Annotated in this window: 12 protein-coding genes; all 12 read right to left on the reverse strand. The window is 43.7% G+C overall.

The window, feature by feature from the left end; all coding sequences use genetic code 11:
• Positions 1–667: 667 nt before the first annotated feature.
• Positions 668–1,804 carry a flagellin gene (locus tag AB6D80_RS22310; RefSeq protein WP_017100665.1) on the reverse strand — a complete coding sequence of 379 codons (1,137 nt, stop codon included), beginning with the start codon at positions 1,802–1,804 and terminating at the stop codon, positions 668–670.
• A 401-nt stretch (positions 1,805–2,205) separates the two neighbouring features.
• A complete protein-coding gene (flgL, locus tag AB6D80_RS22315) occupies positions 2,206–3,396 on the reverse strand; it encodes a flagellar hook-associated protein FlgL (RefSeq protein ID WP_372064306.1) in 1,191 nt (396 codons plus the stop codon).
• A gap of 9 nt (positions 3,397–3,405) precedes the next feature.
• Positions 3,406–5,286 (reverse strand): flagellar hook-associated protein FlgK, encoded by a 1,881-nt coding sequence (flgK, locus tag AB6D80_RS22320; protein WP_009848566.1) that lies wholly within the window; start codon positions 5,284–5,286, stop codon positions 3,406–3,408.
• Between the two features lie 220 nt (positions 5,287–5,506).
• Positions 5,507–6,448, reverse strand: coding sequence for a flagellar assembly peptidoglycan hydrolase FlgJ (flgJ, locus tag AB6D80_RS22325; protein WP_012603428.1), 942 nt, complete (start codon positions 6,446–6,448; stop codon positions 5,507–5,509).
• A gap of 10 nt (positions 6,449–6,458) precedes the next feature.
• Positions 6,459–7,550, reverse strand: coding sequence for a flagellar basal body P-ring protein FlgI (locus tag AB6D80_RS22330; RefSeq protein WP_017056857.1), 1,092 nt, complete (start codon positions 7,548–7,550; stop codon positions 6,459–6,461).
• Between the two features lie 93 nt (positions 7,551–7,643).
• Positions 7,644–8,420 (reverse strand): flagellar basal body L-ring protein FlgH, encoded by a 777-nt coding sequence (flgH, locus tag AB6D80_RS22335; RefSeq protein WP_012603427.1) that lies wholly within the window; start codon positions 8,418–8,420, stop codon positions 7,644–7,646.
• A gap of 71 nt (positions 8,421–8,491) precedes the next feature.
• Positions 8,492–9,280 carry a flagellar basal-body rod protein FlgG gene (gene flgG / locus AB6D80_RS22340; RefSeq protein WP_009848570.1) on the reverse strand — a complete coding sequence of 263 codons (789 nt, stop codon included), beginning with the start codon at positions 9,278–9,280 and terminating at the stop codon, positions 8,492–8,494.
• 21 nt (positions 9,281–9,301) lie between these two features.
• Positions 9,302–10,051, reverse strand: coding sequence for a flagellar basal-body rod protein FlgF (flgF, locus tag AB6D80_RS22345; protein ID WP_009848571.1), 750 nt, complete (start codon positions 10,049–10,051; stop codon positions 9,302–9,304).
• 270 nt (positions 10,052–10,321) lie between these two features.
• Positions 10,322–11,626, reverse strand: coding sequence for a flagellar hook protein FlgE (gene flgE, locus AB6D80_RS22350; protein ID WP_017100669.1), 1,305 nt, complete (start codon positions 11,624–11,626; stop codon positions 10,322–10,324).
• A 45-nt stretch (positions 11,627–11,671) separates the two neighbouring features.
• Positions 11,672–12,382 (reverse strand): flagellar hook assembly protein FlgD, encoded by a 711-nt coding sequence (flgD, locus tag AB6D80_RS22355; protein ID WP_009848573.1) that lies wholly within the window; start codon positions 12,380–12,382, stop codon positions 11,672–11,674.
• 17 nt (positions 12,383–12,399) lie between these two features.
• The gene (gene flgC, locus AB6D80_RS22360) at positions 12,400–12,813 is read right to left on the reverse strand and encodes a flagellar basal body rod protein FlgC (protein WP_009848574.1); all 414 of its coding nucleotides are present in this window, start codon (positions 12,811–12,813) and stop codon (positions 12,400–12,402) included.
• Positions 12,814–12,817: 4 nt separating this feature from the next.
• Positions 12,818–13,213: a flagellar basal body rod protein FlgB gene (flgB, locus tag AB6D80_RS22365; RefSeq protein ID WP_009848575.1), complete on the reverse strand. Its 396-nt coding sequence runs from the start codon at positions 13,211–13,213 to the stop codon at positions 12,818–12,820.
• Between the last annotated feature and the right edge of the window lie 255 nt (positions 13,214–13,468).

Below are 13,468 nucleotides of genomic sequence, written 5' to 3' on the forward strand. Positions count from 1 at the left end.
GGTATTTACATTCACTGCCATGGTGATTTCTCCAATTGATTTTCCGGTATAGCGGTTTCCGACGTCTCGGAAAACCAAGTAGTTATCTCTAAGTTACTTTTAATAACGGCTCAAAATTCAGAAGCTTTAGAAAAACTTTCAAAAAACCACAAATTAAATATTAAAATCAAATTTATCAGACACTTAAAATCTCACATTTTTTATAACAGTGGCAGCCTTCAATTGAGAATGCATTTAAAAGTGTTCAAAAAACACACTAATCACTATTTGAGTTATCCTATATAGAGAAATGAATAGTCGCCAAAGAGCTCAGATTGGTATGCTTCTTATACAAAGAGTTGAGTTGTTTGTCGTGAAACAGATAAGTGAGATCGAGGTTTTGCGGATTTGAAAGGTAAACTAGACGATCTAAAAGAAAATAAAAGTGTAGAAATAGAAAGGAAAAAGCCCCTTTTCCTGTTAAGGAAACGGGGCTAGTTGGCGTGTCAGAGCCTGTGCGGAGATCATCGAGAAATGAACACATTTCCGACGCGCCGTTGCATTCTTACCGTAAAAATGGATAGCAGGTGAGAGATGAGAGAGCTAAACACCCGATAGTAAGTATGCTTGCCAGTTTCCCTTGCTACGCAGTTCACGTCTGAACACGAGTAGCAAGTTCAACCAATAACTATTGCAATAGTGATATTGCAGAGTTAGGCAACTGTTTTGCTTGAGCAAGTATTGATGTACCTGCCTGTTGCAGAATTTGAGCTTTGGTCATTTGCGTTGTCTCTTTCGCAAAGTCTGTATCTTTGATTCGGCTGTTTGAAGCGTCTACGTTCTCTTGAACATTTGCCAAGTTATTAATACTGTGGCTTAAACGGTTCTGCTTCGCACCCAAATCAGCACGCTGTGAATCGACATACTGCATCGCAGAATCAATTACACCGATTGCGTTTTGTGAACCAGCAACGGTATTCAAGTCGATATCCTGAACCAATGAAGTTCGACCTTCACTTTTAAGGCCTAGCTCAGAGGCTAAACTGCCCGAGATCGACATCGCGCCTTCTAAATCAGGTTCCGCAACAAATATTTGCATGCGACCTTCATCCGTCACAGACGCATTCACTAGATCAGATTGGCCGTTAATGTAAGTTGCTAGTTCTTCGATATCTTCACCCACTTTGGCGCTTATATCGAGAACAATGGCTTCACCCGCTTTAGTTTTAAATTCAAACTTAAGGTCTTTTGCTGTTGGTGGAACTTCCCAACTATTGTCTTTAGCGTGTTCAGAGTCGAACGTCGTTCCTCCCATGCGGAAGTCATCAGCACGAATACTGGTTAACGCCATGATCATAGCTTCACCAGAGTTTGAACCAATCTGGAATGAAGCTTCACCGAATGAACCATTCAATAGACGACGGCCACCGAAAGCAGTGGTCTCTGCGATACGGTTAAGCTCATCTTGAAGTGCCATTGTCTCTTCGTTTAGCGCTTGACGCTCTGCCGGAGAGTTGGTGCCGTTTGATGATTGAATCGCCAAGTCACGCATGCGTTGTAATACGTTCGTTGATTCATTCATCGCACCTTCTGCTGTCTGAGCAATCGAAATACCATCATTAGCATTACGCATTGCTACATCCAGACCACGTGATTGCGCGGTTAAGCGGTTCGAGATTTGCAGGCCTGCCGCATCATCTTTTGCGCTATTGATTTTATGACCTGATGACAAACGCTCCATAGAAGTCGCTAAGTCATTAGACGATTTATTCAAGTATCGCTGTGCTGTCATAGCAGATACGTTAGTGCTTACATTAATAGCCATATTGCTCTCCTTATGAGTTCGCAAAGTCACTGCGAAGCGGCCAGCTTTACTCTCATATGGATAAGCACTGACCGTGTATTACGCGATAAACCCTAGATAAGGTTTAAGATCTGTATTAATCATTTATGCAAATTATAAAAGCATGTTGTGTGCCAACTTTTATTTTAATTCCAATAAACTTAAAATAAACATAAAAAACAAACACTTAAACCATAACCCCCATAGGAGCTAATTATATCAAGTCGAGAAAATAAGATATTGATATCTCTCGTTGCCGTTTTTTGCCGCTATTTTTCAAACATGCCACACTGAACAAAAAAGTGGCAATCCATAGAATTATTCGCACATATGGCATAGCACATACGGCAGAGAATTAACCCCAGATTAACGGCTGTTCATAGCTAAATATAATTAAACAAGGTCAGGTCTTTCGTCTTGCCAAACGCTTGTTGTGAAGCTTGTAGCGCTCGAGAGTTTTCATTGAATTCAATGATGGCTTTCGAATAGTCCAAGTCTTCAAAATTGCTTTTTGCTTTCGCTAAAGACAACTTAAAATCTTCATGTTGCTGCTCTTGAATATCCAATGTACTCAAACGAGCACCGACATCCGTTCTCGCTTTAGTCAAATGAATAAATGCGGCATGAAACTCTTCGGTCATTTGGTGCAGCTTTGCCGTTGCCGATGCATCTGATACAGGGTTTTCTGCCTGTTCGGCGGTCTCTTTGAACGTATCAAAGATAGAGAATGTCTCTCTCGGCTCTAAAATGATCGAGTCACCTTTCGTGATTTGTCCTTTAAATTGAATATTCAGACCTTCATAGACAACCCCCGTCGAAGGGTCATAATCTTCTGCAGCAACCACTGCACCATCTTTTTCAAGCTGATAAGCGAACTTACCCGTCTGCATATCAACAAAAGTGACTTTATAAGTTGCACTATCGTCAGCTGTATTGGTTGCACGCCCTAGTAATAACTCAGAGGCAGGTTCAAGGTCATATTGAGGCTCGTAATCACCGAACGGATTATCTATTTCCATAAATAACTTACTGCCCGGATCATTCATTGCCATTTCAAAGCTAGTTGCGACTCGCATCTTTCGTTGGTAGTCATCACCTTGATACGAGACATTCCCTTCGTTATCTCGAAAGAACGGTTGGCTCTTAGGCTTGGTTCCTGAAAATGTATAATTACCCGACTCATCTTGAGCGTTAGCTAAATGCAGGAGGTTGCTCGATAATTCTTGAATTTCTCGTTTCTTAGCTAAACGGTCTTCCGGAGAAAGTGCACCGTTAATCATTTCCATCACGGTTCGTTTTGCTTCATCCGCGAACCCTTCCGAGTTGGCGACCATGACTTCATGATGTTCAAGGCGGTTTCTAATTAGAGTGATCGCATCGACATACTGTTTAAGTTGCTCAGATTGCTGGCCGATGTTTTGTAAATAATGCGTCGCCAAAGGATCATCACTCGCCGACTGTAATTTCTTACCGGAAGCCAGTTGTGCTTGATTATGATGCACCTTGTTTTCTTGGCGGCGAAAGTCATTTTGTACTGACTGATAATTATGAAAGCTAGAAATACGAGTCAACATTTATATCTCCTACCTCAAAGCCAAAATAGTATTAAACGTATCATTGGCGGCTTGCATGATGCGTGAAGAAGCCATGTACGCTTGCTGAAATTTCATCATATTTGCCGCTTCTTCATCTAGGTTCACCCCAGAGACTGAAGCAATACGTTCTTGAGCTGACTCTTTTTCTAGCCTAGCAATATCACTCAAGCGATTTGCCGTTGAAGATTTCAAGCCCGTATTGGTATTCAAGTTGTGGTAAAGATCTAAAATAGTAGACTCACCATCATCCAAGACTTTGCCTGTTTGGAGATCTTGCAATTTACGCAAGTTGCCATTGTCACCTTCTGATGGGACAAGGTTTGCCGTAAATTTATCGTTTGCCACCGCGCCCGGTGTAAGTTCAAACGTTGTGCCATTAATTGTCACAGGGCCTTGTGGTGGATACGGTTGAGGCTGCATAAGTATGTTGCCCTTAGGATCGGTAACCGCAAACTGTTCGCCCTTTGGTGACACGATCACTTCAAACTCTCGTAATTGACCTGCCGCCAAAATTTTGAAACCAGCAGTACCTTTGGCAAAGGTAGTTGATGCCTCATAGCTTTGCGCCGCAATATCTTTAGGGTCTTTGGTTTCCATCTGAATCTGCGCGGCAAAGTTGCGGGTTGGGCGTAGTAAAAGCTTCTCACCCAGTTCAGGCGGATTTCGAACTTCCACTCGCATGCCATCTAAATAAAAGGCATTGCCGGTTGAATTAGTGCTAACTTTTACCGTTTCACCATCTGGCTTAATCACCACATAATCGCTGCCATCGTATTTCAGACCATACTCGCCGCCTTTCAGAGCAGAAGTATCATCAATATAAACCGCGACATCCGCTTTTGACTGTCCGTGAGCAGTAACACGAGACTTAGCCACTAACTCAGAGTTCACATCGGTAAACAGGTTTTTGCCTACATTGCCATTGAGATCCAAACCTTGCGATTGCAGTGCATTGACCTCGTATGAAAACGCGGTCGCCAAACGACCAAGCTCATCCATAACTGCAGGAATATGTTCATCACGCATGTCTAACATCGCGCCGATTTGTCCATCAATATCGCGGTTAGTAATCGCCTTTAATGACTTTCCTTCAACGATAGCAAGACGACGCTGATGTGCATCTGGTACGCCATCGATCATTTTCAGTTGGCTCGCTTCTGTACCAGAAACTAAGGTATGACCATTACCGATATGGACATTAAACCCTTCATTATTAGCTCGTGGTGTCACCGTCACTTTAGTGTAACCAGAAAGCTCATTAACTAGCTGTTCGTGTTGATCTTGTAGATCATTATGAGGTCCGGGAGTTCGTACCATTAGTCGCTGAAGATCACGGATCTCGTATGCAATTTGGTTAACTCTCTCGATACCCATGTCTAATTTCTTATTCGCAGAATCAGACTGTTGACGAACTGTTTCATGAAATTCATTTAACGTTTTACTTAATAACCCAGCTTTTTCTATGACGACTTTTCGTGTACCCACATCATTCGGGGTATCAGCGAGCGTCTTAACAGAATCAAACCACTCATTAAGGTTCTCTGGGATCTTCTTCGAAACAACCGATGACAACATGCTTGACAGCATATCCAGGTTAGCTTCGGTATCCGCTTTGTTAGCGGCATTGGTTGTTGATAAGTTAAGTTCCTTGACGGCAAACTGGTCCCACGAGCGGCGAACATTTTCCACATGCACGCCCATACCGTAGGTTTGACCACCGTACTGGCGCGGGTCATTCACACCTTGAACCACAGACTGACGGCTATAGCCTTCTGTGTTGGCGTTAGAAATGTTATGACCTGTGGTGTTTAGCTGTCTCTGAGCAGTAAGAACACTTTGTGCTCCTACATTCAGAAGATCCGACGCCATAATGCCCCCAAAAAACTTAACAAAATCAGCATGAACTGATTAACTACTACAGCTTATTATTAAGATATTTAGCAATATATGTGCCAATAGAAATAACGGAGAGTTAAAAGACAATAATTCATTGAAGTGTAAGGAGAAAACCATGGATGGCGCGTAAGACTGAAGGAGCGGATAAGAAAAGAGCCTGCCGGTGGCAAGCTCTCGAGTGCATTCAATAACGCTATTTCATCTCATCAATCTTAGCTTTAACTCGTAAAACTTTGTCGGCATAGTTAGGGTCGGTTGCGTAACCCGCCTGGTGAATGCCTTTGATGAAATTCTCAGAGTTACCTTGATGCTGCAATGCCGTTTCGTATCTTGGGTTTTCGTTCAAGAACTTCACGTAATCATTAAAGCTATCTTCGAAATTAGAGTAAGAACGGAAAGAAGCAGACTCTTTAACGGCTGTTTTACCATGGAACTCAAGTGTCTGCGTAGCAACCTTATCGCCCTTCCAACTTCTATCGGCTTTGATGTTGAATAGGTTGTTGCTGTTGCCCAAAGAGTTCTTAATCATCTTAGAGCCCCAACCTGTTTCAAGTGCCGCTTGTGCCAATAGCAGTGACGAATCGACACCGAGTGCGCTCGCCGCTTTTTCAGCGTAAGGCTTCATTGAGGCAACAAACGATTCTGGAGAGTCGAAGGAAACGGGTTGTTTTGCTGCTGACACGTCTGTTGCTGACATAGCTTGCGCAGATTGAACATCCGACACTCTATCTTCTGAACGCCCCGAGTATTGCGGTCTTCGCAGTGAAGTATCAAAGCCTTCATTGCGAACCTTATCTTCAGTTGCATCATTTGCTTGGCCAGCACTTAACTGAGCTACGATCATGTCCGCAAGACCGAGCGAACCAGATGCACTGAGTTCACTCGCCATCTGGTCATCTTGCATCTGACGATAAAACTGTTCATTCTGGCTGTTCAACATATCTGACTTAAAGCTCGAGTTCGCATCGCGCATCGACTTAAACAACATCGAGGTAAAAATAGATTCAAACTGTTTTGCTGCAGCGGTTAGCGCTTCTTTTTCACTGCCTTCTTCACCGCTTACCGCTTGTTGACGAAGACGGTCTAGGCTACCAATATCGTGGATAAAGCCGATGTCATTGTTATTTTTAATCATGCTTTACCCCTTAAATAATGATCAACTGACCTTCAATTGCACCCGCTTGTTTCAGTGCTTGAAGGATTGCCATTAAATCAGAAGGTGCGGCGCCGACTTCATTGACAGCGCGTACCAAATCATCAAGCGTTAAACCGGGTTCGAACTTGAACATTTTACCATCGGCTTCGGTTACTTCGATGTCCGAATCAGGAACGACTACCGTTTGACCACCAGAGAATGCGTTAGGTTGACTCACGTTTAGATTTTCTTTGATTGCGACTGTCATGCCGCCGTGTGTTACTGCTGCTGCTTTTAAGCGCACATGCTTACCAACAACAATAGTACCGGTACGAGAGTTAACAATGATTTTTGCAGAGCCCTCTGCAGGGTCAAATTCGATGTTTTCGATGGCAGACAAGAAAGCCACACGTTGGCTGATTTCACGTGGCGCACGAACTTTTACAGAAGTCGCATCGACCGCAGACGCCATTTGAGGGCCTAGGAAATTATTAACCGCATCAGCTAAACGCTGAGCCGTAGTAAAATCAGATTGGATTAAGTTGAAAGTGATGTAGTCACCACGACCAAATGGGGTTGGGATTTCTTGCTCTACCGTCGCACCGCTAGAGATGATACCGACGTTAGGGTTATTACCAACGAGCTTAGAACCATCGTTGCCTTGAGCACTAAAACCACTCACAACCAAATTACCTTGTGCCACAGCGTACACTTGACCGTCTAGACCTTTAAGAAAAGTCTGCAGCAAAGTACCACCACGAAGGCTTTTTGCTGAACCAATAGACGACACCGTTACGTCTACTTCCTGACCTTGCTTAGAGAATGCCGGAAGTTCAGCGGTAACGATTACCGCCGCAACGTTTTTGGTTTTTGGCTTGGTGCCAGGCGGCAATTGAATGCCAAAATTTTGCAGCATTGCGTTAAACGTTTGATCGGTAAAGGGAGTTGTCTCACCGGTGCCCGGCAAACCTGTGACCAAACCATAACCGACAAGTTGGTTACTACGAACACCCGCTACTTTTGCCACGTCTTTTATACGCGCGGCATGAGCACTGGTGGCAAGAAATAGCATGCCGAAGAGTACGAGTGTCAGTTTTTTCATTGAGTAACCTGTCTGTATTGCTTTAATTTATAATGAGTTAGCTTGAAATTAGATAATTCTTAAAGTGCCAGTATGTCGACACAGTCTCAAGCTCTACAAAGATACATTAAAGAATCGTGCCAAGAACCCAGGTTCTTGCATATCTTTCTGCACACCCGTACCTGAGTACTGAATTCGTGCATTCGAAACACGGTTCGAAGCAATGGTATTCTCAAAGTCGATATCGTCAGGGCGGATGGTGCCACTTAAGCGAATGTACTCATCACCCGTATTCAACGTCATCCACTTTTCACCGCGAACCACTAGGTTGCCATTAGCTAATACTTCAATAACTTCAACGGTAATGTAACCGCTAATGCTGTTACTTTGGTTAGCTGATGCATCTCCAGCAAAGGTGTTGGTGTTACTCAGATCGTAAGAAAAGTTGTATTTACCAAGTTCTAGATTTTCACCACCTACAGCTAACGGTTCCATCGATGCATCGTTCGATTTAGACATATCTGCATTAGCTTTTTTAGTCGCTCGCGTATTCTCATCTAACGCAACTGTAATAATGTCACCAATACCGCGAGGTTTTGAGTCGTCATACATGCTACCAATGTGGTTAGCATTGAACAGTGAGCCTGTTGCTGCCGCATAATGCTCTTGTTTTTTCTTCGGGTTAATTGGCGCCCATGCAGGATCACCAGCAATAGGGTCCGTTCTATCTCGAAGTGTGTCGATAATACCAGAGCTTTCCTGGGCAGCCTTGTCGCCTTCTACAGCATCAACCACAGTCGTTGCGTTCTCTTGCGCCGGAGTTTCAATTGGCTCCAGTGTGGTACAACCCGTCATAGATAAAAACAGAGCTAAACAAACAATACGTTTCATGGCGATGTACTCTCAGCAGACAATAGTAAACAGAACGATTAAAAGAAATAAGTAAACAGCGAATTAACCAGCTACAGCTGTTGGTTAACGAAGCTCATCATCTTATCTACCGCCGAGATAACTTTTGAGTTCATTTCGTATACACGTTGAGCTTCGATCATGTTAACCAACTCTTCAGTTACGTTTACATTAGATGCTTCAAGCATAGACTGACGAACATTACCTAAGCCATTCAACCCCGGAACGCCCTCTTGCGGGTCACCACTTGCACCTGTAGGCAAGTAAAGGTTTTGGCCAATGGGCTCTAAACCACCTGGGTTTACAAAATCAGTAATGGTGATTTGACCAACCACGACGTTGTCTTGCTGACCACGTAGACGAACCGACACCTCACCATCGTTACCAACCGTTACCGAGATCGCGTCTTCAGGAATAACGATTTCGGGTTGTAGGGCATAACCTTGACCCGATGTTACGATCGCACCGTCACCGTTCAATGTGAACTGACCATTACGGCTGTAACCTGTTTCACCGTCTGGCATCTCAACTTGGAAGAAACCGTCGCCTTCAATCATCATATCTAGACTATTCGACGTTGTTTGTGCGTTACCGTGAGTGTGCACCTTTTGAGTTGCAACTACCTTAGAACCAGCACCCAACATCAAACCACTTGGCAACTCAGTATTCTGAGACGATTGGCCACCTGGTTGGTTAATATTCTGATAGAACAAATCTTCAAACACCGCACGGCTCTTTTTAAAACCAATGGTTGAGGCGTTGGCAAGGTTGTTTGAAATTGTTGAAATATTGGTTTGTTGGGCGTCTAAACCGGTTTTACTTACCCATAATGCTGGATGCATAGCAATTTCCTTAAAATTCTATTAGCTCATACGAAGCAGTGAATCAGACGACTTGTCCATTTCCTCTGCTGTGCTCATCATCTTGACCTGCATTTCAAACTGACGTTGTAAGTCAATTAAGCTGGTCATTTCACCTACGGCATTTACGTTACTGCCTTCGATAGCACCTTTAAGCAACGTTACCGCTGCATCTGCTTCGTATGCCTGATCTGGGTTTTTCGAACGGAAGAGGCCATTCGTATCTTTAAACAAGCTTTGGTTATCTGGACGCACAAGCTTGATACGATCAACTACGGCTAATTCTTCAGCTGGAGCGCCTTGAGGAATCACCGAAATCGTACCATCTGTACCAATTTCTACTTTACTGATTGGGATTGGGAGCGTGATTGGTGCGTCGTTTTCACCAAGCACTAAATGGCCACTTGCGTTGGTAAGCAAACCGTTTTGGTCAACCCTTAGGTTACCGTTACGGGTTAAACCTTCACGGCCAGTATTGTCCATTACTGAAATCCAACCATCACCTTGAATGGTGACATCGAGATCTCGGCCAGTAGTAACCACACTACCCTGAGCGAAATTATGACCCGGACGCTCTGTCATGCTGAAAACACGAGTAGGCATGCCTTCGCCATACGCTTGCATTGAACGTGCCTGTGCTAAATCAGCACGGAAACCCGTTGTACTTACGTTGGCGAGGTTGTTTGAACGCAGCTGCAAAGCCTGCATATTTTGCTTAGCGCCACTCATGGCAAGAAACAGTGCGCGATCCATAATTTTGCTCCAAAAAATCATTTTCTGGAACTAATAAAGCAAACACTATGCCAACATTTTTAACTGTTATTTATCAAAAACTTAAATGAAAAAACAACAAAAAAGACTGATCGCAAAGGATCATTGAGGAAGAATTGTTGCCAGAGGCATTACCGGGCGGCAATAGGGGCGGCAAATAGACAAGCAAGCAGCCATACGTAATTCACCAACAATACCCAATTCAATAACATTGAATTGGGTATTCGCAGATGATTCAAACGCTCGAAACGATTAACGAATCTGAAGAATATTCTGTTGTAGTTGGTTGTGTACTTCTAGAGAACGAGAGTTCGCTTGGAAGTTACGTTGAGCAGAAATCAAATCAACCAATTCTTGAGTCATATCGATATTCGACTGCTCTAGTGAGCCATTGTTGATACTACCAAATGAACCTTTATTTGATTCACCCCAGATTTTATCACCTGAAGCCTTAGTAGAATCCCATTGAGTGCCGCCTTTCTTATCTAGACCATGTTCATTAGGTACACGAACTAAACCTACGCGGCCTAGTATCACATTTTCACCGTTTGAGTAACTGCCTAGAACACTGCCGTACTCATCGAAATCGATTTTGGTTAAGAAACCAGTTGTCGCGCCATCTTCATCAAACCTAGACAGTTCGAATGGAGCGGCAAACTGAGTTGAAGAATCCAGACCAAAGTTAAGTACCTGTGTCGGATCTGCGCCGTTCAAATCAACTGCGTTCTCACCAGCGCCGATTGGATCAGATAGAATTGGCTGACCACTGTTAAGGCTTGCTAAGGTACCGTCATTGTTGAATTTCATGGTGTGACCAACATGACCTGCTGAATTCGTCGCGTCGCCACCAGTAATGTTTACCGGCTTCTCGCCCGTTTCATCTGACATGGTGTAGTACGTTTGCCAAGTATTCGGTTGAGTCTGATCTTTTAGGTAGTAAGTCGTTAACTTGTAAGACTGTCCCATAGAATCGTAGACCGTCGAAGACGTTGCACGGTTATAGGTATCTGGATCTTTGAAATCAAATGTTGCCGGGTCTTTAAGATCACCGTTCGCAGGAAGGTTAACCCCTACTTCAATGTTTTCTGTCTGTTTAGGCTTACCAAACTCAGCTGGAATGTCGAGAGGCTTTGGTGCATAAGAAAGAACTTCACCCGAGTTTGGATCGACATCATAACCTAAAAGAAACTCATCATTGGCCGTAACCATGTAGTTGTCTTTGTTTAGGTGAAATGCACCATTACGCGTTAGTTCATTGATCTCTGGCACCATACGGTCTTTCGATACTGCAAAGAAACCTGTACCACTTACACGCAAGTCCATTGGGTTATTCGTATAGATACTTGAACCTTCATGGAACTGTTGTGCCACTTGGCTAGCTTGCGCACCGCCTCCTGGCGTCGTTTTTGCGTTAGTGAACAACGAGCTTGAGTAAACATCCCCGAACTCCGCACGAGACTCTTTAAAGCCAAATGTGTTTGCGTTCGCAATGTTGTTACTGGTTGTATTCAGGTCTAACTGTGCAGCGGATAGACCGCTTAAAGATACATATGACATTCCAATATTCTCCTAATCTAGCTAGCATAATCACTCTAAAAAGAGCTACGCTTTACCAACTTCTAGTACTTCAGCAAGTCGTACTGGCGATGTAAAACCAGCCAGATTGAGTAGTACGTTGCCATCGCCTTTACCAAGAAGCACACTGTTCACGTTCGCATAACTCGACACTTGGAACTCTGTGTTCTCACCTTCCAATAAACCCGACGCTTTCACGTTGTATTTACCGGCCGGCAATGGATTACCGTCTTCGTCTTTTCCGTCCCACTCAACACGCGTGTCACCAGATGGTTTTGAGCCGATATCAAAAGTGCGAACCAATTGGCCAACTTCATTCTCAACACGGACCATTACATTGTCCATTGCCTGAGGAAGCTTAACCATTGACGCCATACCGCCATCACCTTGTTTCACACCTGCCGCTCCAGGAACCAATACATCGCGGCCAACCAAAGAGGATGCCTGCAGTGCTTGGTTAGAAGTCATTGATGAATTCAAGCTTTCAAACTGTGTATTCATTTTGCCAATGCCATCTACGGTCGCAAATGAAGCCATTTGCGCAATCATCTGGTCATTGCTAACCGGCTTAAAAGGGTCTTGTTGTGCAAGTTGCTTAGTCAACAACGATAAGAAGTCATCTTGTTTAAGATCTTGCTTACCTGTTGTTTCATCGGGCTTCTTAGCACCGTCTTGAAGACTCTTCAGCTGGTCAACATAGGACAAGCCGCTTTGACCAACATTGTTGATTCCAGCCATTTGCTACCTCCTTATCCTTATTGACCCATCTGCAGCGTACGCAGCAGCATTTGTTTACTCGAGTCAGCAACCTGTACGTTTGTTTGATACGCACGTGATGCTGAAATCATGTTAGCCATTTCTTCCATAACGTTAACGTTAGGCTTATAGATGTAGCCTTCGTTGTTCGCTAACGGGTGATCTGGGTTGTACTCCGCATTCAGCGGTTTATCGCTTTCTACGATACCTAATACTTTTACTGGCACAGTGTGACCACTATTACGTGCCTGATTTAACTCAGCGCCAAACACTGCGTGGCGAGCCTTGTAAGTGTCTTTAGCAGAGCTACTTACACTGTCTGCGTTAGCAAGGTTACTTGAGGTAGTATTTAGACGAACAGATTCAGCACTCATCGCAGAACCAGTCACATTGAATACATTAAATAAGCTCATCTAGTTATTCCCCTTTTATCGCTTTAGTTAAATTCTTGAACTTACTTCCTAAGAAGTCGAGAGAGGCTTGATGCCTAATTTGGTTTTGCATGAAAAGATTTCGTTCCAAATCCAAATCAACCGTATTGCCATCTCCAGTATCAGGTTGCGTAGGAATTCGATACTTCGTTTCCCCATTCACCGTTGTTGAGGCAGAAATATGCCGACCGTCTGTTCGGCTAAGACCAATGCTTGCCCCAGAACTTGCCGCCTGCAGTGATTTATTAAAGTCTAATCCCTTTGCTTTATACCCAGGCGTGTTAGCTTGCGCGATATTGGTGGAAAGCACCTCAGCGTTACGCTCACGTACACCAACTGTGTGCTGGTGAATGCCTAAAGCATTGTCAAAAGAAATAGCCATGTAAACCTCAACTCAAGAACTGACTGTTATGAAATAACCTAAGCAATATATATACCAACTTTAAAAACAAAGTGGCCGACCATTACTTTTACAGGTTACTCGTGGGTAAACTTGCAATATACAAGCCAACAAATAGAGTAAATTGGAATGTCACTCTGACTTAAAGATATAGATTAAATTAGAAAAAGAAAACCCAGCACTTGGCTAATGCCGATCAGTTAAAGCCAAAGTGATCGGTTGAAGGATCCTTCCGAG

It is taken from the genome of Vibrio sp. 10N.247.310.17 (genome assembly GCF_041466605.1).
In the GTDB taxonomy this organism is placed as follows: domain Bacteria; phylum Pseudomonadota; class Gammaproteobacteria; order Enterobacterales; family Vibrionaceae; genus Vibrio; species Vibrio tasmaniensis_A.

Excerpts from the sequence above, each read along its gene's own strand:
- flgF (WP_009848571.1), bottom strand. The coding sequence starts at position 10,051 with ATGGATCGCGCACTGTTTCTTGCCATGAGTGGCGCTAAGCAAAATATG.
- flgK (WP_009848566.1), bottom strand. The coding sequence starts at position 5,286 with ATGGCGTCGGATCTTCTGAATGTAGGAGCACAAAGTGTTCTTACTGCT.
- flgL (WP_372064306.1), bottom strand. The coding sequence starts at position 3,396 with ATGTTGACTCGTATTTCTAGCTTTCATAATTATCAGTCAGTACAAAAT.
- flgB (WP_009848575.1), bottom strand. The coding sequence starts at position 13,213 with ATGGCTATTTCTTTTGACAATGCTTTAGGCATTCACCAGCACACAGTT.
- flgH (WP_012603427.1), bottom strand. The coding sequence starts at position 8,420 with ATGAAACGTATTGTTTGTTTAGCTCTGTTTTTATCTATGACGGGTTGT.
- flgJ (WP_012603428.1), bottom strand. The coding sequence starts at position 6,448 with ATGATTAAAAATAACAATGACATCGGCTTTATCCACGATATTGGTAGC.
- flgD (WP_009848573.1), bottom strand. The coding sequence starts at position 12,382 with ATGGCTGGAATCAACAATGTTGGTCAAAGCGGCTTGTCCTATGTTGAC.
- flgC (WP_009848574.1), bottom strand. The coding sequence starts at position 12,813 with ATGAGCTTATTTAATGTATTCAATGTGACTGGTTCTGCGATGAGTGCT.
- flgG (WP_009848570.1), bottom strand. The coding sequence starts at position 9,280 with ATGCATCCAGCATTATGGGTAAGTAAAACCGGTTTAGACGCCCAACAA.
- AB6D80_RS22330 (WP_017056857.1), bottom strand. The coding sequence starts at position 7,550 with ATGAAAAAACTGACACTCGTACTCTTCGGCATGCTATTTCTTGCCACC.
- AB6D80_RS22310 (WP_017100665.1), bottom strand. The coding sequence starts at position 1,804 with ATGGCTATTAATGTAAGCACTAACGTATCTGCTATGACAGCACAGCGA.
- flgE (WP_017100669.1), bottom strand. The coding sequence starts at position 11,626 with ATGTCATATGTATCTTTAAGCGGTCTATCCGCTGCACAGTTAGACCTG.